Genomic DNA, 21,775 nt, shown 5'->3' with positions numbered 1-21,775 from the left:
AGCTAGCTAAGACGATAAGCTCAAACTCAGAAATTTTACCACATCGGTATCTGCTATATCAAAAATTTCTGCTCCGCTAAGCTTGCTTGCTAGAATTTTGCACGCAGTTTCTGTAAAGTCCTTACAGTTGCGTAAAATATGCCAGCTTTTGCCATTTTGTCCCTTTTGATTTAGTTTTTACGATGTAAAATTTTACTTTGAATAGCTAAAAATGTAATAAAATTATAACTTATTAAAGTTTTGTTGGCAAACAAAATTTATGCAAAAAAGATATTTAATATGACAAAAAGGGCATATTAGCCCTTTAAATTTGTGTTATTAAAATGTACTTTGTGGATTTGTTGCGCTATCAGTCCAGCCAAGTTTTGCGCCGCTAAGCATATGAAAATGCAGGTGCATAACCTCTTGACCGCCGTTCTCGCCGCAGTTTGTGACAAGTCGGTAGCCGCTTTGATCCACGCCCATGAGCCTTGCTATGCTTTGGATAAATGTAAGCATCTCGCCCATCAGGCTAGCGTCCATCTCTTGGATGTTTGCGAAGTGTTTTTTTGGGATTATGAGTATATGGATCGGTGCTTTTGGGTTTATGTCGTGAAATGCGAGAAATTTATCATTTTCTAGTACTTTATTGCATGGAATTTCGCCAGCTACGATTTTTTCAAATATTGTCATTTTTGCTCCTTTGTTTTTGGTAATTATATCAAATAGGGCTTAATTTTATGTGCTTTTTAATAAAATTTTACTAAAATCTAACAAAAATTATAAAGGTGGTAAATTGCAAGAGTACGTAGATAAAATCCAAGCTTGTAAAGAGCTTGCGGAGCTTGAAAAACTCAGGGTTGAAATTTTTGGTAAAAAGGGCATTTTGACTTCAAAATTTGCTCTTTTAAAGGATATGGATGAGGATGAAAAAAAGGGCTTTGCAGCACAACTAAACAAAGATAGAGACGAATTTACCGCGCTTATCGATGCCAAAAAAGTAGCTTTAACGCAGGGCGAGCTAGATGCCAAGATGAAAAAAGACGCTGTGGATATCACGCTATTTAACGAGCCTGTCGCAAGTGGCGCACTTCACCCTGTGATGGATGTTATGGATAGGATAATTGAGTATTTTGTATCTCAAAATTTTTCACTTGAGACTGGTCCGCTGATCGAGGATGATTTTCATAACTTTGAGGCGTTAAATTTGCCAAAATACCACCCAGCGCGCGCGATGCAAGATACATTTTATCTAAATGATAACAGGCTTTTAAGGACACATACGAGCCCAGTGCAAATTCGCAAAATGCTCAATTCAAAACCGCCTATTCGTATGATAGCTCCTGGAACAGTTTTTCGTCGCGATATGGATCTAACGCATACGCCGATGTTTCATCAAGTTGAGGGTCTTGTTGTTGAGCAAGGCAATGGTGTAAGCTTTGCAAATTTAAAGAGCATGCTTGAGGGCTTTTTAAAGCACATGTTTGGCGATGTAAAAGTGCGTTTTCGCCCTAGTTTTTTTCCATTTACCGAGCCTAGTGCGGAGGTTGATATAAGCTGTATATTCTGTCACGGAGAGGGCTGTAGGGTATGTAAGCACACAACATGGCTTGAGGTTTTAGGATGCGGCGTGGTTGATCCAAATGTATTTAAAGCAGTTGGCTATAAGGATGTAAGCGGCTATGCCTTTGGGCTTGGAGTGGAGCGGTTTGCTATGTTGCTTCACAGGGTGCCAGACTTGCGTTCGCTTTTTGAAGGAGATTTAAGATTATTGGAGCAATTTAAATGATAATATCAAAACATTGGTTAAACGAATACATAGACTTAAGTGCGATTAGCGGCGAGGAAATTTCAAAGATTTTAAATTCTATCGGGCTAGAAGTTGATAGCTACAAAGAGATAAGCGTTCCTAAAGGTATAGTCGTAGGCTATGTAAAAAGTAGAGAAAAGCACCCAGATGCCGATAAACTAAGCATCTGTCAGGTTGATATAGGCGGTGAAAATTTACAGATAGTTTGTGGTGCTAAAAATGTCGAAGCAGGGCAGTTTGTAGCTGTAGCGACGACAGGAACTACTATGCCAAATGGACTTGAGATAAAAAAGGCAAAGCTTCGTGGAGTTGAGAGCTGTGGCATGATATGTAGCTCAACAGAGCTTGGATTAGTAAAGATAAATGATGGGATTATGGTTCTTGATGATAGTATCGGCGAGCTTAAGCTTGGCAAGAGCTTGGCTGAATTTGAGGCTATAAATGATGTTGTCATTGAGGTTGATGTTACGGCAAATAGAGGAGATTGCCAGAGTATTAACGGCATAGCTCGCGATCTAGCTGTAGCGCTTGATCTAAATTTAAAAGAAAACGCCCACTATTATGAGCCTGAAAATTTGCCGGGCATCGGAAGGATCGTATCTATCAAGGCTGACGATGGGCTAAAAAGCTCGTTTTTGTATAAAGCTGTTGAGCTAAAGGGAGGAGTTAGCGAAAATTTACTAAGCAAGCTTCGTTTGGCGATGATTGGCTGTGAGAAAACAAATTCATTTGAAAGACTGCTAGAGTACGCTACTTACAGCACTGGAGTATTGTTTCGTGCGTATGATTTTGCAAGGCTTAGCAAAAACGATGAGCGCGTTACTTTTGAGATTAAAAAGGGTGAATTTTCGCAAAGCATAGTAAGCTCAAACGGCAAAATTTTAAGCGTTGCTGGCATTTATCAAGATGATGTTGCAAAGATTGACGATAGCTCAAAGCTTGTTATCATCGAGGCTAATTACAGCGAGCCTGATGTGGTTGCTGAAAGTGTTGCGTTGGATAAAAATATGCCACGCGATGAGCATCTTTACCGCGCCAGCCGAGGTAGCGAACCTACGCTTAGCTATGGCATGGACTATCTTTTTAAACGACTTTACTCATTTAAAGAGCTTGGGCTTTATGCTGGAGCCTCTGGAGCTGCTATCAAAAAAGAGCAGACTATACTTAGCTTTTCTACTGCAGACATCAGTCGTATGGTTGGTCAAGAGATCAGTCGCGCAGAAATTTTGCGCATCCTTAAAAAACTTGGTTTTGAGATAAATTTCAATCAAGAGGCTGAAATTTTCAATGTCAAAGTACCATTTTTCCGTCATGATATCTTAAATATTCACGATATTTGCGAAGAGATCGTACGCCTTGTTGGCATTGATAATATCGTATCAAAACCGCTAAAATTTAGCGAACAAAATAGGCTAAATGATACATATCAAGAGTATAAATTTGCTCTAAATTTGCGTCGTCGTGCAGCTGGAGCGGGCTTTTTTGAGAGTGTGCATTATGTTTTTGATAACCAAGAAGAGCTTAGTGGACTTGGATTTTTGCCGTGCAAGGCTCAAATTTTAAATCCAATAAATGCCGAGCTAAATATGTTGCGTCCAACTCTTGCAAACCACCTTTTAAGCTCGTGCGAGAAAAATATCAAAAATTCTAAAAAATCAATCAAGCTTTTTGAATACGGTGAAATCTTTAGCGAGCAGGGCGAGCAGAGTATGCGACTTGGATTTGTGATGAGTGGACTCAAGTCTGAACCTACTTTGCTAAATGGTGCAAAGCCAGCTGAGGTCGATTTTATCAGCTTTGCAAGCGCGGTACAAAATGCTATCGGAGAGTTTAATCTCTTGCCAAGCTCTGAAATTTCCTACCTTAGTCCGTTTGAACAAGCAAGGATCATAAAAGATGGCGTGGATGTGGGCTATATCGGCAGGGTGCATATAAGCGTTGAAAAAAGAAGGGATCTGCCAAAAACCTACCTTTGTGAGATAGATTTTGATAGTCTTAAAAATGAGAGCGTTAAGGCTAAGCCATACTCGAAATTTCCAAGCATTTCGCGAGATTTAAGCTTGATCGTGCCAGATGGGTTAGAATTTTCTAAAATTTCAGCTTGTATTGGCGCGCTAAACATTGCTCAGCTTAAAGAATTTACCCCAGTTGATATATATCGCTCAGCAGATCTTGGTGCAAGTGCTAGTATTAGCGTGAAATTTATATTCCAAGATATGGAAAAAACGCTAGAAGACAGCGATGTGGCGGAGTTTATGGATAAAATTTTACAGAGTTTAAAAAATGAACTAAATATAGGGATAAGATGAAAGTTAAAGCCATACAAAATCCTATAAAATCAACACTAGAACAAATCTCAACCGATAAATCCATCTCGCATAGGTGTGCAATCTTGTCACTTTTAAGCGATCAGCCAAGCATAGTAAGAAATTTTTTAAGAGCCGAAGATACGCTAAATAGCCTTAAAATAATTGAAAATTTGGGTGCAAAAGTCGAAGATAGGGGCGAAGAGATTATCATCACACCATCCGCAAATTTGCGTGAGCCAAGCGTAGTTTTAGACTGCGGAAACTCAGGAACCGCGATGCGGTTATTTATGGGATTTTTAGCGGCTAGTGAGGGATTTTTTGTGTTAAGCGGAGATGAGTATCTAAACCGCCGCCCTATGGCTCGTGTTGGCAAACCGCTAGAAAAGGTCGGAGCGAAGATCGACGGAGCTAAAAACGGCGATCTGGCACCGCTTTGTATCCGCGGTAAAAAACTTGATTATTTTAATTACCAAAGTCCGATCGCATCTGCACAGATTAAGTCTGCGCTGATACTTGCGGCTCTAAAATCAAATGGATGTAAATTTTCAGAGCCAGAGTTAAGTCGCGATCATACTGAGCGTATGCTAAAAGGCATGGGAGCTGAACTTATCACTGATGGGCTAAATTTGGAGGTTAAGCCGCTTAAAGAGCCTTTAAAACCGCTACAAATAGATGTGCCAAATGACCCAAGCTCGGCATTTTTCTTTGCGGTTGCGGCGGTGATTATCCCAAATTCTCACATTGTACTAAAAAATATGCTTTTAAATAAAACTCGCATAGAAGCGTATGAAATTTTACGCAAAATGGGGGCTGATATAAGCTATAAAACGACAAGTGAAAAATACGAAATTATCGGCGAGATAGAGATAAAATACGCCCCTTTAAAGGCGGTTGAAGTTAGCGAAAATATAGCGTGGATGATAGATGAAGCCCCAGCCCTTGCCATAGCTTTTGCGTGTGCTAGCGGTACAAGCAGGCTAACAAATGCAAAAGAACTTCGTGTAAAAGAGTGTGATCGTATCGCGGTTACGGTGGCTGCGCTTAGGGCATGTGGGATCGATGCGAAGGAGCTTGACGATGGCTTTGAGATCACTGGTGGGACGGCAAATTCCGCGATCATCGATAGTCACGGTGATCACCGTATAGCGATGAGTTTTGCTGTGCTTGGGCTAACATGCGGTATGGTTATTGAAAAGAGCGAGTTTATCGCCACAAGTTTTCCAAATTTTAGTAAAATTTTGCGTCAGTTAGGAGCTAGTGTTGAAGATTGAGCTTGCGAGCAGTTATGGTTTTTGTTTTGGTGTAAAACGCGCCATAAAAATCGCCGAAAACGCTAAGGATGCCGTAACAATCGGTCCGATCATACATAATAATGATGAGATAAACCGCCTGAGTTTAAATTTTAATGTAAAAACTCTTGAGGGGATAGAAGAGATAAAAGATGAGAAAAAGGCAATCATCCGCACACATGGTATCACAAAGGGCGATCTAGCCGAGCTTCAAAAAAGTGATGTTAAGGTTATAGACGCCACTTGCCCTTTTGTTACAAAACCACAACAAATTTGCGAAAAGATGAGCAAAGATGGCTATGATGTCGTAATATTTGGCGATGAAAATCACCCTGAGATAAAGGGCGTAAAAAGCTATGCTGTCGGAAATGCCTTTGTTGTGCTTGAAGAGAGCGAACTTGATGGTGTGAAGCTGTCTCAAAAAGTTGCTGTCATAAGTCAAACAACTCGCAAAGTTGAGAAATTTATGCAGATTGTAAATTATTTAATGTTGCGCGTAAAAGAGGTGCGCGTTTTTAACACGATTTGTAATGCCACTTTTGAAAACCAAGACGCAGTGAGAGAGCTTTCAAAAAGGGCTGATGTGATGGTTGTTATAGGTGGTAAAAATAGTTCTAATACAAAACAGCTTTATCTCATATCAAAAGAATTTTGTCCTGATAGCTATCTTATAGAAAATGAAGCAGAGCTTAATGCAGCATGGTTTGATGGTAAAAATCTTTGTGGGATTAGCGCTGGAGCTAGCACTCCTGATTGGATCATACAAAATATCGTTTATAAAATAGAGAATTTTACACAAAATTCATAAAATGAAGCCAAAAGGGACTACATGCAAAGCTATGCGCTTATTTTAGCTTGCTTTATCATAGTTTTTTTGCTCTTTAAAAGCCGAAAAAGCGAGCTTGAGATAGCACTTTCAAAAACACCAAATTTAGCTCTTTTGCTAACTGATAAACATAATCACATAAAATTTATAAATAAAAAATTTGAAAGCATTTTTGGATTAAAAAGTAAAGAATTTATTGGCAAAAGCTTAAATGATCTTCTTAAAAGACTAAAATTTAGTGAGTTAAACGAGCTTTTTACGCTTCATGCAAAAGAACAAAATTCGCGTGAAGTCGTTATAAAAAATGGCGAAAATTATCTTAGATTTCGCCTTTCAAATGTTCTAAAAAATGCTATAAAATTCGAGGGCTACATCCTTAGCGTAGCTGATATAACACACGAGAAAGAGCTTGAGCTTGCCAAAGTAAAAAACGAGCAAATGCTACTTTTAAACTCCAAGATGGCGATACTTGGCGAGATGGTAAGCGCTATATCGCATCAACAGCGAAGTCCGCTAAGCTCGCTCATGCTTTGTCTTGATGAGATAGATGAGCTTGCTATGAGTGGGCAGACTGAGGGCATAGATTTACAAGTAAATCGTGCTAAGCAAAGCATAAAACTTATAAACGAAACGATCGGTTCTTTTGCTAAATTTTACAAAAATGACGATAGTGTAAGAGATGTTGATGTTTTGCAGATTATTGCAGAGCTAGTGCTTATTATTAAGCCAAAGCTAAATGAGCATGGCATAAAATTAGTTTGCGTGTGTGACAAAACTCAAAAATTTATCACTAAAAGCGTATCATCATATATAAAGCAAATTTTACTAAGTCTCATCTCAAATGCAAAAGATGAGCTTGTAAAATTTGCATCACAAAATTTTGAAGCAATACCTGAAATCACGATAAACTTAGAACAGATAGCGGATGAAATTTGCATAAGTATCAGTGATAATGGCACAGGCATAGATGATGCTAGCCGTATTTTTGAGCCATTTTTTACAAACAAGGAAAACGGCACTGGAATGGGGCTTTATGTTGCCTGTGAACTTTCAAAAAAGCTAAATGCTAGACTTAGTTTGCAAAGTGCGAAAGCACCAACCAAATTTTGTCTTTTTTTAAAAAATAGAAAAATTATTTTTTAGTCATACTTTTTAAGTATTATACCGCTATCGGAGAGAAGATGTATAGTAAAATCAAAGAAATTTTAAAAAATGTGAAACTTTTAGTTGTTGATGATGACGATATGCTTAGGCAGGGGTTAGAGGTTTCTTTAAGGAGTTATGTTAGTGAAATTTTCCTATGCAAAAATGCTGCTGATGCGCTTGAATGCTTTAAGAAACATAGCCCAAATTTAATACTTTCAGACATCCAAATGCCAAAAATGAACGGCATACAGATGGCTCAGATCATAAGAAAAGATGATGAAAATGTGCCCATTATATTTCTTACAGCATTTGATAGCGATGAAAATATGCTGGGAGCTTTGGAGTTAAAAAGCCAAGCTATGCTTAAAAAGCCATTTGATAAGCGTGAGCTGGTCATGAGTTTAAGCTTTGCTGCTAATAAATTTCAAAATGACTTTGCTAGTGTAAATTTGCAAAATGGTTTTACATTTAATGCGATGACCATGGAGCTTTTTAAAGATCACGAGCTTGTAGCGCTAACAAAAAAAGAGCAAAAATTACTTCATCTTTTGCTAAAAAACCAATCAAGAATGGTAAATTTTGAGATGATAGAAAATTATGTATGGTGTAGCGATGGCTGCACGCCAGATACGATACGAAATTTCGTTCATAAACTTCGTAAAAAACTCTATCCAGAGCTCATACAAAGCTGTCATGGCTGTGGATATACGCTAAGTTTAAAGCATGAAAATTTACGCACTGTTTCAAATATTAGTTATATTTAATAAAAAATTATATTTTAATCATATTTTTTCATTATAATTGCTTAAATTTTTAAAAGGAGATGTATGAAAAAACTTGTAATGTCCGCTCTTTTGGCATGTTTTTTGTATGCTGATGGTGAGGTTTATTCTGATGTTGTTAAGCCAGTTTTTGCTGATGCGGCATCTAAAACATCCATAGGTAGGCTGCTTCCAACAAATGCAGTCAAAATTTTAGAAAAATCTGGCGATAGAGTAAAGATAGAAGTTAGTGGCTATCAAAACCCAGCTGTGCCAAATGTTATCTATTTTAGCGATTCTGAGCGTGTTTTTACACTAGCTTTCGCAAAGACAGCTGAGTTTAAAACCCAGCTTGTTAAAAAGGGAGAAAATGGTAAGTGGGATATGGTAAAAACTACTGTATTTACGACAGATAGCGACTTTTATGATGATGTAAAACCTATGCTAACTCGTGCTGAAGAGCTATATAAAAATAGCTGTGGAGTATGCCATAAGCTTCACGATACTGACCACTACAAAGCAAATCAGTGGCCAAGCTTGTTTAAGTCGATGCTAAGCAGAACAGCGATAGATAAAAAAGATGAGTGGCTTGTTATTGAATATCTACAAAAAAACTCATCTGATGTGAAGATAAAATAAAAGGAGAAAAGATGCAAAGGCGAACTGTATTAAAAGGTATGGCAAGTTTACCACTTCTTTCAGGCGTAACAGCTACAAATTTGATGGCTGATGAAGCTAAAAAGTCGCTTATAAAAAATGGCAAAGTTCTTACTGCAGCACACTGGGGTATGCTAGATGTTGAGGTTAAGGATGGTAAAATTTTAGGCTCAAAACCATATCAAAAAACAAGTGAAATTTATAATGCACTTCAGTACTATACTCACGATATGGTTTATAAAACTCGTATAAAATATCCTATGGTGCGAAAAAGCTATCTTGAAAATCCAGATAGCCCAAAGCCAGAGCTTCGTGGCAAGGATGAGTGGGTTAGAGTAAAGTATGAGGACGCTATAAAGCTTGTGGCTAGAGAGCTTAAAAAAACAAGAGAACAAAAGGGCAATCAAAGTGTATTTGCAGGAAGTTATGGCTGGAAATCAAGCGGAAATGTGCATAATAGCAGAATTTTACTCCAGCGCTTTATGAACCTTAGCGGTGGCTTTGTAGGAGATTTAGGGGACTACTCAACTGGCGCAAGTCAGGTTATCATGCCACATGTTATGGGAAGCATTGAAGTTTATGAGCAGCAAACTAGCTGGCCTGTCGTACTTGAAAACTCAAAAGTTGTTGTAATGTGGGGCATGAACCCACTTGCTACGCTTCGTATAGCATGGACTAGTGCTGATGAGCATGGCTTTAAATACTTTGAAGAGCTTAAAAAGCGCAAAGATATTGAAGTTATCATCATTGATCCTATACGCAGTGATACTGTAAAATTCTTTGACAAAGCAAAACATATAAGACCAGTGCCAAATACCGATACAGCAATGATGTTAGGTATGATGCACTACCTATATACAAGTGGTAAGTATGATAAAGAATTTATGGCTGGCTATACTTATGGATTTGATAAATTTCTACCTTATTTGCTTGGTCAAACAGACAAAACGCCAAAGTCGCCTGAGTGGGCAGCTAAAATTTGCGGCATAGATGCTAAGCTTATAAAATCACTAGCTGAGAAATTTGTAAGTAATCGCACTATGCTAATGTCAGGCTGGGGCATGCAAAGAGCTCATCACGGCGAGCAACCACACTGGGCACTTGTAACGCTTGCTTCAATGATCGGTCAGATAGGTCTTGCTGGTGGTGGATTTGGTCTTAGCTACCACTACTCAAACGGTGGCGTGCCTACTTGCAAGGGAGGTGTTATCGGCGGTGTTAATGCAGCAAGCGTGGGTATATTTAATGATAAGGGCGAGTTTATCGGTACAGCTGATAGCGAGATAAAAGATGGTAAATTTGTAAAAAAAGCGGTTACAGCTGGCGAAGATGTCCCTGCGTGGCTTATTAAGACAACAGAATTTGCTTTCCCTGTTGCTCGTATAGCTGATGCTTTGCTAAATCCAGGAAAAGTTATAGACCATAATGGCAAAAAGATAACTTATCCAGACATTGACTTTATCTACTGGGTGGGTGGCAACCCTCTTGTTCATCATCAAGATACAAATACAAATTTAAAAGCATGGAGAAAGCCAAGAACAGTTGTTGTAAATGAGCCATACTGGACACCAACAGCAAAAATGGCAGATATAGTTTTCCCTACAACAACATCTTATGAGCGTAACGACATTACGATGACTGGTGATTATTCAAATATGAATATTGTTCCTATGAAGCAAGTAGTTGATAAATTTGAAGAGTCAAAAGATGATTATCAAATTTTCTCTGACCTATGCAAAGCATATGCAAAAGACCTTGTTTTGGCATATACAGAAAACGGCAAAGAGGAATTTGACTGGATAAAAGAGTACTATGACGCTACTTACGAGCAGGTAAATTCTATACCTGACTTTATCCATGAGATGAAGCCATTTAGCGAATTCTGGGCAACAAACAAGCCTGTTACATTTAGTTCTACGCCTGAGAGCGATGCATGGATAAGATATGGTGAGTTTAGAGAAGATCCTATCCTAAATGCACTAGGAACTCCATCTGGTCTTATCGAAATTTATTCAGATACGATTGAAAAGATGGGTTATGATGACTGCAAGGCGCACCCTATGTGGTTTGAGCCTATCGAATGGCTTGGCATGAAGGATAAGCCGGCTGAATTTCACATGCTAAGCCCACATCCAACGGATCGCTTGCACTCACAGCTTAGCCACACAAGTTTGCGTGATAAGTATGCAGTAGCAAACCGTGAGCCAGTTTGGATAAATACAAAAGACGCGAAAGCAAAAGGTATTAAAAACGGCGATTTGGTTCGTGTGTTTAACGCTAGAGGCGAAGTTTTGGCTGGCGCTGTTGTAACTGATGATGTTATGCCTAGCGTTATAAAGCTTTGCGAGGGTGCTTGGTATGATGGCTTTGATAGTGGAATTTGTAAAAATGGCTCACCAAATGTCCTAACTATCGATATCCCAACATCAAAGCTAGCAAATGGAAACATTAGTCATACTGCTTTGGTAAATATTGAGAAATTTAATGGCAAAGCTCCTGAGCTAACAGCTTTTAAAGATCCGAAAATCGTAAAATAATCCCATTGCCCCGCCGCTCATTATGGTGGGGCAAATTTAAATAAAATTTCTACACCAAACTAAATTTTTACTAAAATTTCAACCGAAAATAAGCCTTTTTTAAATATAATAAGTAACTTTGCCGCAAGGTAATAGAAAATTTAAAAGGATCAAGATGGCTGTGAACAGAAGCGTTCAGATTGAAGCAAATGAAGAAGAAGATTTTGCTGCGATGTTAGAGGAGTCCTTTAAGAGGACTGAGGAAGATAGCGAAGGCGTTATTGTTGGCGTTAAAGGTGATGTTGCGATCGTAAATATCGGCATAAGAGGCGACAAAGAGCTTGCCTTGTCTGAGATTACTGATGCAAGCGGTAAGCTATTATATAATGTTGGCGATAAGATAAAAGTTGTCATCACTGGTCGTGGGCAGGTTTCGCATAAAAAAGCCCTACGCAAAGAGAAAGTTAAGGCTTACATAGATGCTTATAGCCCTGAAAATCAAGACGAGATTGAAGTAAAAATCGTCGGCAAAAATAAGGGTGGCTTTATCGCGACTGACGAAAATGGAGTAGAATTTTTCCTACCAAAAACTCAAAGCGGCTTTAAAAACGCTAACGATATCGTTGGCAAGAGCTACAAGGTAAGAGTTATCAAGGTAGATAAAGAGGAGCAAAGTATTGTTGTTTCTCGCAAGAAAATTCTCGACGATGATCGCAAAAAACGCAAAGAGGCACTCTCTAGCATAATTGATAACGCTGATGTTATGGAAGGTGTGGTCAAAAAGATCACAACTTACGGTATGTTTGTTGATGTGGGCGGCGTTGATGGTTTGGTGCATTACAGCGAGATAAGTTATAAAGGACCAGTCAATCCTAGTACAATTTACAAAGAGGGTGATAAAGTTGCCGTTAAAGTTATCAGTTATGACAACGAAAAGCGCCACTTATCGTTATCTATCAAGGCTGCGATGCCAGATCCATGGGATGAGATTAAAGATGGACTAGAAGTCGGTGATACGATCAAGGTTATCGTAAGTAACATTGAGCCATACGGCGCATTTGTCGATCTTGGCAATGACATCGAGGGCTTTTTGCATATCTCTGAAATTTCATGGGATAAAAATATCAAAAATCCAAAAGATCATATCACTGAGGGCGAAGAGATCGATGTTGAGGTTATTGAGATCAGCGCAAAAGATCGTCGCTTAAGAGTGAGTCTTAAAAATCTACTTCCAAAACCATTTGATGAATTTAAAGCAAAATTTAAAGAAGGCAGTGTCGCAAAAGGCGTTGTGACGACAACTACTGCATTTGGTGCATTTGTTCGTATTGATTGCGTTGAGGGCTTATTACATAACGAGGATGCTTCTTGGGATAGAAATGATAAGTGCAAAGATCTGTTTAAAGTAGGTGATGAGATTGAGGTTAAGATTGTAAAAATCGACGACAAAGAGCAGAAAATTTCTCTTAGCCTAAAAGAGTTAAAGCAAAGTCCAGTTCAAGAATTTACTAAAAAACACAGTGTTGGTGAAGCTGTAAAGGGCAAAATTCGCGACATCAAAGACTTTGGAGTGTTTGTAGAGCTTGGCGAGAATGTTGATGCACTTATCCGTAAAGAAGATCTTGGAAGTGTTGATGCTAACACCCTAAATATAGGCGATGAGATAGAAGCAAGCATAGCATTTATAGATGATAAGAAAAATCGCATTCGCCTTAGCATCCGTCAGCTTGCACGCGCAAAAGAGCGCGAAGTGCTAAATGAGATAAACAGTGACGACAAGGTAACGCTTGGCGACATTATAAAAGAGCAATTAAAATAAATTTGCATGGGCAAGCACACTTTACTGGCAGTTGTTTTGTTTTTACTATTGCTAGTGGTCGTGCTTGGTATATATCTGTACAAATTTGCAAACGCGAACCAAACGGCAGTAGCTTATGCTCAGCCAGAGGTGCTAGATAACGAAACTGTCCAGCCAACTAGTATAAATGATGGCTGGATTTCTCAGCTTGCAAACATAACAAAACAGGACTTTTCGCTTGCTGTAAATGAAATTTATATCCAATACAAGCGTCCAAACAAAAATGCTTCTCTAAAAACAGCTTTTGAGCTTTTTATCGATAAAAACGATATTTACTCTATGTTTTGCCTAACTCAAACTCTAAAAAATACAAATGTAAATTTCACTATTGTTAAAGATGGTGTAAAGAGTAAAATTTTTCTAAACACACAAGACTCTGAATTGCTGCAGCGCATCATTTTGGAGCTTAAAACTTACAATATACACTCAAGCATAACGGAGGTAAAGATATGAAAACCATCATAGTTTGCGATGCGATCCATGAGGCTGGATTTGCGCTTTTAAATAAAGAGCAAGACATAAAAGTCATTGATACTGTAAATACGCCAAAAGATAAGCTGCTCGAAATTTTAAGCGAAGCTGATGTGGCGATCACTCGTAGTTCGACCGATGTTGATGAGAAATTTCTAAACGCAGCTAAAAAGCTAAAAGCGGTTGTACGAGCTGGAGTTGGTGTGGATAATGTTGACATAGACGGCTGTTCTCGCAGAGGCATCATCGCGATGAATGTTCCTACTGCAAACACCATTGCCGCCGTTGAGCTAACGATGACGCATATGTTAGCTGCTGCTAGAGCATTTCCTTATGCGCATAACGATCTTAAAGAGGCTAGAATTTGGAAGCGTGAGAAGTGGTATGGTGTTGAGCTTTTTGAGAAAAAGTTGGGCGTGATAGGCTTTGGCAACATAGGCTCAAGAGTCGCCACGCGCGCAAAAGCATTTGGTATGCAAATCATTGCCTATGATCCATACATCGAGCCTTCAAAAGTACTTGATATGGGTGGAGTTTATACGACAAATTTTGATGATATTTTGGCATGTGACTTTATCACAATTCATACTCCAAAAACTAAAGAGACGACAAATATTATCGGTGCAGAGGAAATTTCAAAGATGAAAGATGGCGTGCGTCTTATAAATGTCGCTCGTGGCGGACTTTACAACGAAGAGGCGCTTGTGGCTGGGCTAAAGAGTGGAAAAATAGCATTTGCTGGCATTGATGTGTTTAGCAAAGAACCAGCTACCGATCATGCGCTGCTTGACCTGCCAAATGTAAGCGTAACGCCGCATCTTGGCGCAAATACACTTGAAAGCCAGCGAAATATCGCGATCGAGGCAGCTGAGCAAGCAATTAGTGCGGCGCGTGGCATCAGCTATCCAAATGCTTTAAATTTACCGATAAAGACCGAGGATTTACCGCCATTTGTTGAGCCTTACATCGAGCTGGTTAGTAAGATGGCATTTTTGGGTGCGCAGATAAATAAAAAGGCTATCAAGGCAATCCGTATCGAAGCCTGCGGTGCCATTGCAGACTATGCAAATTCGCTACTTACATTTGCGATCGTTGGCGCTCTAAAAGAGAGTTTAGGTGATGGAATAAACTATGTGAATGCGAAATTTTTGTGCGACGAAAAGGGTATTGCGACAGAGGCTAGCGTGGGTGGCGAGAGTATATTTAAAAACCGTGTAATCGTAAAGATCACGACCGAAAGCGAGCTTGTTAGCATTAGCGGTACGGTCTTTGGCGAAAACCAGCCTCGTATCGTAAATATCAACGGCTTTAAGACCGACTTTAAGCCAAAAGGCAAGATGATCATCTTTAAAAACAACGATGTGCCCGGCGTTATTGCAAGCATTAGCTCTATCCTTGCAGCTGAAAATATCAACATCGCAGACTTCCGTCTAGGACGCGACGATCACGGCATGGCACTTGCAGTAATCTTAGTTGATGAGCATATCAGCAAAGAGGTGCTTGCTAAGCTAAATGCGCTAGATGCTTGCGTTTGGGCAAGTTATGTTGTAGTTTGATAAATTTTGGTGGCTTTTTAGCTGCCAAAATTCTCTGTTTTTATAAAATTCTGCCAAAAATTAAGATTTTAATTACAATTTCATAATATTTTATATAAAAATTTTGCTAACTTTCTAAGAAAATTTATAATTATTAATCTTTATAAAGCCGATAAAAACGGCAAATATACTATAATTTTTACTAGAAAACTTAAAAAAATAATTAAATTCTAGCTTGTTTTTATTTTTGTTTGTAATATTTATTTTGTTCTGCAAATTTTCCATATCTTTAAATATCCTTAAAGTAAAATTTATCTTAAATTTGCCAAGTGTTTAATAGAATTTTACTCAAAAACATAAAAACTTATTGCTAAAACTTCATTGAAAATATTTTAAGTTATAAAAAAGAAAAATAATAAAGCCTAAAATTTGAAATTTTTAACAAATTCTTAATAAAACTAATTAATGATATTTTTAGTTTGTATTAAGTTTAAAATTGTAGTAGAATTTCGTCATAAATTTATAAAGGAGACAAAATGGAAGAGTTATTTGTGCAAAACTACAATCCTTTTGGTGACATATGGCTATCTGCCATAATTGCTGCAATGCCGATTTTTGTATTTTTGCTTTTGCTTGTTGTGCTTAAATTGAAGGGATATGTTGCTGCATTTATAACGGTATCTTTTAGTATAGTCATTAGCGTTTTGTTTTATGATATGCCACTTATAAGAGCATTTATGAGTTTTATTTACGGATTTTTGTATGGGCTTTGGCCGATTGCGTGGATTATTTTATGTGCAATTTTGCTGTATAAGATAAGTGTAAAGTCAGGGCATTTTGAGAATTTAAAGACTAGCATCACGATGATCTCTGCGGATCACAGAATTCAAGTGATCTTAATCGCCTTTTGCTTTGGTTCATTTTTAGAGGGTGCCATAGGCTTTGGTGCGCCAGTTGCCATTTCGGCAGCGCTTTTAATGGGGCTTGGTTTAAAGCCTTTAAGTGCAGCTGGATTAAGCATGATAGCAAACACAGCTGGTGCGGCGTTTGGAGCAGTGGGGATTCCAGTTACTGCCTTAGCTGGAACGGTCAATGTTGATCCCCAGCTTATCTCGACGATGGTTGCTCGTATGCTACCTCCTATCACATTTACATTGCCTTTTTTGCTTGTGCTTTTGGTAAGTGGGCTTAGAGGGCTTCTTGGTGCATTACCGCATGTGATTATTGTGGCGGCAAGTTATACTATTGCTCAGTATGTAACAGCAAAATTTATAGGACCTGAACTTGTTAATATTGTGGCGGCCATAGTTTCGATATTTTTACTATCTATTTCGGTGCGAATTTTTAAAATCAAAGAAATTTTTAGAGTTGAGGGCTCTGGGCACATGACACAAACTAAAAAATTGTCCTTTGGTGATATTATTAAAGCATGGTTGCCATTTATTTTAATTATCGCAGCTATTGGACTTTGGAATTCATCTACATTTAAAAGCTTTGCGGCATTTGCGACTATCAAATTTGAGGTATTTAATCTACACAATCTAGTCGCTAGCATGCCACCAATAACTACAGAACAGCAAGCGATGTCGGCAGTGTATGGATGGGATATTTTGCGAGCCACTGGAACAGCTATTTTGCTTGCAGTTGTTCTTTCTGTAGGAATTTTACGCATAAATTTTAACATTGTTGTTGATAGTGCAAAAGAAACAATCAAAGAGATGGGATTGCCAATTATAACGATTGGTTTTATTGTTGCTTATGCCTACATCGCAAAATACAGCGGACAGGCCGCTACAATGGGGCTTGCACTTTCAAATACAGGCAATGCTTTTGGCTTTTTCTCGCCAGTTATAGGTTGGCTTGGTGTGTTTTTGACTGGCTCTGTTACGAGTGCAAATTTACTATTTGGCACACTTCAGCAAGTTACCGCAAGTCAGCTTGGGGTGCCAGATGTAATATTTATGGCAGCAAACACTGTTGGCGGTGTTGTTGGTAAGATTATAAGCCCACAAAGTATAGCTGTGGCTTGTGCTGCGGTTGGAATGGCTGGTCGAGAAAGTGAAGTTTTAAAATTTACATTAAAATATTCGTTGTTATTTATCATTTTGGCTGGAACTATAACTTGGAGTGTTGTAAATATATTCACATTTCTTGTGCCAGTTGTGGCAAATTTTAACTAAAAGGAGTAAAGATGAAGAGAGTTTATATGTATTCTACTTGTCTTGGCACTGCGATTATGGGCAAAACCGTAACAAATGCCATTTCACTGTTGCAACGCGAAGGAGTTGAGGTGGTCTTTAAAAAGGATCAAACTTGCTGTGGTCAGCCTTCGTTTAATACGGGCTATTTTGAAGAGACCAAAAAAGTTGCCCTTTATAATGCTCGCCTTTTTGACAAGGACTATCCAATCGTAGTTCCTAGTGGATCTTGTGGCGGCATGATGCAGAGTGATTATTTAGAGCTTTTTCATGGTGACAAGGATTATGAGTTTATCAAAAACTTTAGCTCTCGTGTTGTTGAGCTAAGCGTATATCTGGATAAAATTTTAAATGTCAGCTATGAAGACAAGGGCGAGCCAATAAAAGTAACTTGGCATAGCAATTGCCATGCCTTGCGTGTCGCAAAAAGTGTTGAAAGCTCGAAAAATCTAATTCGAAGATTTAAGAATGTCGAGCTTGTGGATTTGGAATTTGAAGAGGAGTGTTGTGGATTTGGTGGAACTTTCTCTGTCAAAGAGCCTGAAATTTCAAACGCAATGGCAATGGCAAAGATCAAGGATATTGAAAATTCAAAGGCAAGTTGTGTTGTAAGTGGTGATGGCGGTTGCTTGATGAATATCTCAGGCACTATGCGTCGAAATGGCAAGGACATAAAAGCCATGCATCTTTATGATTTTGTAGCAAATCGCCTAAATGGAGTAGCAATATGAGTAATCCACACGAAAATATAGTAAAACAAAAGCTAAACGATGCTCAGCTTAGAGAAAATTTAACAAATGCCATGCACACTTTACAACGCAACCGCAAAAATCTCATTCGCAGGCGTTTTAACGAGTGGGAAGGTTTAAGAGAGCGTGGTAAAAAAGCAAAAAACAACGCCCTTTCAAATTTGGGTGAGCTACTTGTAAGGTTTGAAGACAATGCTACAAAAAATGGCTTTAAAGTCCATTGGGCTTCGACACCGCAAGAGGCCTGTGAGATTATACATACTCTAATGATAGAAAAAAATATCGGCAAAATTTTGAAGGGCAAGTCGATGGCAAGTGAGGAAATTCACCTAAATCACTATCTAAAACACAAAGGTATGGAGGCAATCGAAACTGACCTTGGTGAGCTAATAATTCAGCTAATCGACGAGCCGCCTGTGCATATCGTAGTTCCTGCTATTCATAAAAATCGTTACGAGATCGGTGAAATTTTCCACGAAAAACTTGGAGCAGCCAAAGAGAGCGAGCCAGAAAAGCTCAATGCTATTGCTAGAACGCATATGCGAGAGGAGTTTAAAACGCTAAAAATGGGGCTTGGCGGCGTAAATTTTGCTATCGCAAACGAAGGTGCTGTCTGGATGCTAGAAAACGAGGGTAACGGCAGGATGTGCACCACGATCCCTGATGTAACAGTGCATATTTGCGGTATAGAAAAAGTTGTCGAGCGCTTTGAAGATGCCGTTACGCTTGATACTCTGCTAATCCCATCAGCTACAGGACAGTTTATAACAAATTATAACAACATCATCTCTGGACCACGCAAAGATGGCGAGCTAGACGGACCTATGGAGTGTCATATTATCATGCTTGATAATCACCGCACCGATATGCTTGTAAATGAGGAGTATTACGAAGCGTTGCGATGCATTAGATGTGGAGCGTGTATGAATTTTTGCCCTGTTTATGATAAGATCGGTGGACACAGCTATCAGACGGTCTATCCTGGTCCTATCGGCGAAGTGATTAGTCCATGGCTATTTGGTATGGATAAACACGGAGATGTTGTGTCGCTATGTTCGATGTGCGGGCGTTGTGGCGAGGTTTGCCCAGTGCAAATTCCACTTCCTGATCTTATCCGCAAACTACGCCGAGATAAGGTAAAACAAGGTAAAAATCCGCCAACAGGAACCAAAAATTTAGACAGCAATATTACTGAGGCTATGATATTTAAAAACTATGCAAAAGTGCAAACCAGCGGATTTATGTTTAGAACAGCGATGAAAGGTGCGATGCTTGGCAATGGTATGGTTAAAAAATTTGGCAACAGCATACCAGTTATTAACAAGTGGCTTGAGTTTAAAGACCTTATGGACTTTGATTATGACTTGCATAAAGAGGTACAAAAGATCCCAGGAGTGATTTATGAGTAGAGAGAAAATTTTATCAAAGATAAAAAATGTTCCAGTTGATATGAAATTTCAAAGCGTAGATGTTGTTGATTTTATCAAAGATGAGGTTGGCGCGGACTTGGTTTCAGAATACATTGTAAGGGCGACGGAAAACAAAGCTTTTGTGCAAACTAGCAGTGATCTTGTCACTGATATAAATGCCATCATCACAAAGGAAAATGTTAAAAATCTAATCTATCCAACAAACTTGCCGATTGATCTAGACGCTGTTTTAGTGGAGTCAAAATTTGCATTTGACAAGCCTATAGAAGAGTTTAAGTCAGAGCTTTTTAGTTACGATGTTTCGATCATTCAGGCTAGAAAGGCGGTTAGTTCGCATGGCGTATTTTGCGTTACTTCTAGTCCTGCTCAGCCTAGACTGCTTAGCCTTACGCCAAAAGTATGTATAGTGCTTTTAAAGAGAGAAAATATCGTAAAAAGCCTATCTGTAGCTTTAAATGAGATAAAAGCCGAGGATGGGCGCCTACCGACAAATGTCCTTTTTATCTGCGGTCCATCACGCACATCAGACATCGAACTGGTGCCAGTTTTAGGCGTTCACGGTTCGCAGATTGTTTATGTTTTAGTATATTAAATTTGGAGGCGAAAGCCTCCATGTCCTTAAAATTTATCCATATTTTAAGTCGATTTTCGTTAGAATTCAATAAAAGTTAAACGAAAGAAAAGTATGCTTTTTAACTCATATGAATTTATATTTTTGTTTTTGCCAATTGTATTTTTTGGCTATTTTTATCTAAACAAAAAACGCCTTATTATCCTAGCTAAAGGCTTTTTGGTTGCTTCATCTTTGTTTTTTTATGCCTTTTGGAATGTGCTTTATCTTGTGCTTATTTTAGCTTCTATGGTTTTTAATTTTTTCATTGGTAAAAGGCTTATAGAGTGCGAAAAAACGCAGAAAAAACGCAAAATTTTAATATTTGGTATAAGTGCAAATTTGGCTCTGCTTGGCTATTTTAAATATGCCGATTTTTTCATAGATAACCTAAATTTTGCCCTAAACTCCGACATTTCAAGGCTAAATTTACTTTTGCCACTTGCCATTAGCTTTTTTACATTTCAACAAATCGCTTATTTAGTCGATATGTCTAGCGGGGGGGGGTACGAAGCAGTATAATGCATTAGATTATGCACTTTTTGTAACATTTTTTCCGCAGCTTATCGCAGGACCCATAGTGCATCATAAGCAGATGATGCCACAATTTGAAAACATTCGCAACAAACTCATAAACTATAAAAATATCGCACTTGGACTTTTTATATTTTCTATTGGACTATTTAAAAAAGTTGTCATAGCTGATAGCTTTGCTGTTTGGGCAACAAACGGCTTTGATAAGGCAGAAATTTTAACATTTTTTGAGGCTTGGACAACAAGTCTTAGCTATACATTTCAGCTCTATTTTGATTTTAGTGGATATTGTGATATGGCAATTGGTGTGGCACTACTATTTAATATTCGTCTGCCGATAAATTTTAACTCTCCTTATAAATCGCTTGACATTCAAGAGTTTTGGCGTAGATGGCATATAACACTTGGTAAGTTTTTAAAAGACTATATCTATATCCCACTTGGTGGCAATCGCCAAGGAAAAGCGCGAACATATATAAATTTAATGATTACTTTTATAATCGGTGGCATCTGGCACGGAGCCGGCTGGACATTTGTATTTTGGGGATTTTTGCATGGCTTGGCGCTTGTAGTGCATAGATTTTGGACTTCATTTGGGATAAAGATGAATAAAATTCTTGCTTGGTTTATCACATTTAACTTTATAAATTTTGCTTGGATATTTTTCCGTGCAAAGGAATTTGATGATGCAATAAAGGTAATAAATGGCATGGCAGGGCTTAGCGGAGTAGTCGTGCCAACATTTTTTGCAAGATTTGCCTTTTTAAGTGAACTAGGTATCGAAAGTGGAGCTTGGCTTACAGCTATTGCAAATAATGATAGTAAGAATTTAATCATATATCTTATACTCTCTTTCGTTTTTATTTTATATTTTAAAAATAGCATTGAAAAAATAGTATGTTTAAAATTTGGTGTTGCAACTTCTATATTTTGTGGATTTTGCCTTGCTTTGTCTGTTTTGTCGTTAAATAAAATCTCTGAGTTTTTATATTTTAATTTTTAAGGTCTAAAAATGTCTGTTAAAAAATGGCTAGTCTTGTGCTTTTTTACATCGTTTTGTTTTGTTTTTATTATTTTTATATTTAATTTTAAAGTAG

The 21,775-nt window shown here is 38.2% G+C and carries 16 protein-coding genes and 1 pseudogene; 16 read left to right on the top strand and 1 reads right to left on the bottom strand.

The window, feature by feature from the left end:
* Nucleotides 1–318: 318 nt before the first annotated feature.
* Nucleotides 319–672: a histidine triad nucleotide-binding protein gene (locus U5B17_RS04915; protein ID WP_430804249.1), complete on the bottom strand. Its 354-nt coding sequence runs from the start codon at nucleotides 670–672 to the stop codon at nucleotides 319–321.
* Nucleotides 673–775: 103 nt separating this feature from the next.
* On the opposite strand from U5B17_RS04915, the gene pheS reads away from it, so the two are divergent.
* The 16 genes and pseudogenes from pheS to U5B17_RS04835 all read left to right on the top strand — a co-directional run bounded on the left by pheS (nucleotide 776) and on the right by U5B17_RS04835 (nucleotide 21,681).
* On the top strand, nucleotides 776–1,768 hold the full coding sequence (gene pheS, locus U5B17_RS04910; RefSeq protein ID WP_430804248.1) for a phenylalanine--tRNA ligase subunit alpha: 993 nt from the start codon (nucleotides 776–778) through the stop codon (nucleotides 1,766–1,768).
* Nucleotides 1,765–4,098: a phenylalanine--tRNA ligase subunit beta gene (gene pheT / locus U5B17_RS04905; RefSeq protein WP_430804247.1), complete on the top strand. Its 2,334-nt coding sequence runs from the start codon at nucleotides 1,765–1,767 to the stop codon at nucleotides 4,096–4,098. Before pheS ends, pheT begins: the two co-directional genes overlap by 4 nt.
* On the top strand, nucleotides 4,095–5,369 hold the full coding sequence (gene aroA, locus U5B17_RS04900) for a 3-phosphoshikimate 1-carboxyvinyltransferase (protein ID WP_430804246.1): 1,275 nt from the start codon (nucleotides 4,095–4,097) through the stop codon (nucleotides 5,367–5,369). Before pheT ends, aroA begins: the two co-directional genes overlap by 4 nt.
* Nucleotides 5,359–6,195: a 4-hydroxy-3-methylbut-2-enyl diphosphate reductase gene (locus U5B17_RS04895; protein ID WP_430804245.1), complete on the top strand. Its 837-nt coding sequence runs from the start codon at nucleotides 5,359–5,361 to the stop codon at nucleotides 6,193–6,195. The genes aroA and U5B17_RS04895 overlap by 11 nt, the downstream gene beginning before the upstream one ends.
* Before the next feature lie 21 nt (nucleotides 6,196–6,216).
* Nucleotides 6,217–7,356, top strand: a complete 1,140-nt coding sequence (locus U5B17_RS04890; protein WP_430804244.1) for a sensor histidine kinase — start codon at nucleotides 6,217–6,219, stop codon at nucleotides 7,354–7,356.
* Between the two features lie 38 nt (nucleotides 7,357–7,394).
* Nucleotides 7,395–8,123: a response regulator transcription factor gene (locus U5B17_RS04885; RefSeq protein WP_430804243.1), complete on the top strand. Its 729-nt coding sequence runs from the start codon at nucleotides 7,395–7,397 to the stop codon at nucleotides 8,121–8,123.
* 63 nt (nucleotides 8,124–8,186) lie between these two features.
* On the top strand, nucleotides 8,187–8,759 hold the full coding sequence (locus U5B17_RS04880; protein WP_430804242.1) for a cytochrome C: 573 nt from the start codon (nucleotides 8,187–8,189) through the stop codon (nucleotides 8,757–8,759).
* A gap of 11 nt (nucleotides 8,760–8,770) precedes the next feature.
* Nucleotides 8,771–11,314, top strand: a complete 2,544-nt coding sequence (locus tag U5B17_RS04875; RefSeq protein WP_430804241.1) for a molybdopterin-dependent oxidoreductase — start codon at nucleotides 8,771–8,773, stop codon at nucleotides 11,312–11,314.
* 154 nt (nucleotides 11,315–11,468) lie between these two features.
* Nucleotides 11,469–13,112 (top strand): 30S ribosomal protein S1, encoded by a 1,644-nt coding sequence (locus tag U5B17_RS04870; protein ID WP_430804240.1) that lies wholly within the window; start codon nucleotides 11,469–11,471, stop codon nucleotides 13,110–13,112.
* Nucleotides 13,113–13,118: 6 nt separating this feature from the next.
* Nucleotides 13,119–13,604 (top strand): hypothetical protein, encoded by a 486-nt coding sequence (locus U5B17_RS04865; protein ID WP_430804239.1) that lies wholly within the window; start codon nucleotides 13,119–13,121, stop codon nucleotides 13,602–13,604.
* On the top strand, nucleotides 13,601–15,178 hold the full coding sequence (gene serA, locus U5B17_RS04860) for a phosphoglycerate dehydrogenase (RefSeq protein ID WP_430804238.1): 1,578 nt from the start codon (nucleotides 13,601–13,603) through the stop codon (nucleotides 15,176–15,178). The genes U5B17_RS04865 and serA overlap by 4 nt, the downstream gene beginning before the upstream one ends.
* Nucleotides 15,179–15,693: 515 nt before the next feature.
* Nucleotides 15,694–17,337 carry a lactate permease LctP family transporter gene (locus tag U5B17_RS04855; protein ID WP_430804237.1) on the top strand — a complete coding sequence of 548 codons (1,644 nt, stop codon included), beginning with the start codon at nucleotides 15,694–15,696 and terminating at the stop codon, nucleotides 17,335–17,337.
* A gap of 11 nt (nucleotides 17,338–17,348) precedes the next feature.
* Entirely contained in the window at nucleotides 17,349–18,086 is a 738-nt protein-coding gene (locus U5B17_RS04850; RefSeq protein WP_430804236.1) for a (Fe-S)-binding protein, read from the top strand.
* Nucleotides 18,083–19,513 carry a LutB/LldF family L-lactate oxidation iron-sulfur protein gene (locus U5B17_RS04845; protein ID WP_430804235.1) on the top strand — a complete coding sequence of 477 codons (1,431 nt, stop codon included), beginning with the start codon at nucleotides 18,083–18,085 and terminating at the stop codon, nucleotides 19,511–19,513. The genes U5B17_RS04850 and U5B17_RS04845 overlap by 4 nt, the downstream gene beginning before the upstream one ends.
* The gene (locus U5B17_RS04840) at nucleotides 19,506–20,126 is read left to right on the top strand and encodes a LutC/YkgG family protein (RefSeq protein WP_430804234.1); all 621 of its coding nucleotides are present in this window, start codon (nucleotides 19,506–19,508) and stop codon (nucleotides 20,124–20,126) included. The genes U5B17_RS04845 and U5B17_RS04840 overlap by 8 nt, the downstream gene beginning before the upstream one ends.
* A 93-nt stretch (nucleotides 20,127–20,219) precedes the next feature.
* Nucleotides 20,220–21,681: pseudogene (locus tag U5B17_RS04835) on the top strand (MBOAT family O-acyltransferase).
* The last annotated feature ends 94 nt before the right edge of the window (nucleotides 21,682–21,775 follow it).

The organism is Campylobacter australis (genome assembly GCF_050586305.1).
Lineage (GTDB): Bacteria > Campylobacterota > Campylobacteria > Campylobacterales > Campylobacteraceae > Campylobacter_A.
Note: the sequence above shows the minus strand (reverse complement) of the source record. Positions and strands in the feature narration are given on the sequence as shown.

Bases quoted from the DNA above. Each gene is read 5' to 3' on its own strand.
- U5B17_RS04915 (WP_430804249.1), bottom strand. From the start codon at position 672: ATGACAATATTTGAAAAAATCGTAGCTGGCGAAATTCCATGCAATAAA.
- pheT (WP_430804247.1), top strand. From the start codon at position 1,765: ATGATAATATCAAAACATTGGTTAAACGAATACATAGACTTAAGTGCG.
- aroA (WP_430804246.1), top strand. From the start codon at position 4,095: ATGAAAGTTAAAGCCATACAAAATCCTATAAAATCAACACTAGAACAA.
- U5B17_RS04890 (WP_430804244.1), top strand. From the start codon at position 6,217: ATGCAAAGCTATGCGCTTATTTTAGCTTGCTTTATCATAGTTTTTTTG.
- U5B17_RS04885 (WP_430804243.1), top strand. From the start codon at position 7,395: ATGTATAGTAAAATCAAAGAAATTTTAAAAAATGTGAAACTTTTAGTT.
- U5B17_RS04880 (WP_430804242.1), top strand. From the start codon at position 8,187: ATGAAAAAACTTGTAATGTCCGCTCTTTTGGCATGTTTTTTGTATGCT.
- U5B17_RS04875 (WP_430804241.1), top strand. From the start codon at position 8,771: ATGCAAAGGCGAACTGTATTAAAAGGTATGGCAAGTTTACCACTTCTT.
- U5B17_RS04870 (WP_430804240.1), top strand. From the start codon at position 11,469: ATGGCTGTGAACAGAAGCGTTCAGATTGAAGCAAATGAAGAAGAAGAT.
- U5B17_RS04865 (WP_430804239.1), top strand. From the start codon at position 13,119: ATGGGCAAGCACACTTTACTGGCAGTTGTTTTGTTTTTACTATTGCTA.
- serA (WP_430804238.1), top strand. From the start codon at position 13,601: ATGAAAACCATCATAGTTTGCGATGCGATCCATGAGGCTGGATTTGCG.
- U5B17_RS04855 (WP_430804237.1), top strand. From the start codon at position 15,694: ATGGAAGAGTTATTTGTGCAAAACTACAATCCTTTTGGTGACATATGG.
- U5B17_RS04850 (WP_430804236.1), top strand. From the start codon at position 17,349: ATGAAGAGAGTTTATATGTATTCTACTTGTCTTGGCACTGCGATTATG.
- U5B17_RS04845 (WP_430804235.1), top strand. From the start codon at position 18,083: ATGAGTAATCCACACGAAAATATAGTAAAACAAAAGCTAAACGATGCT.
- U5B17_RS04840 (WP_430804234.1), top strand. From the start codon at position 19,506: ATGAGTAGAGAGAAAATTTTATCAAAGATAAAAAATGTTCCAGTTGAT.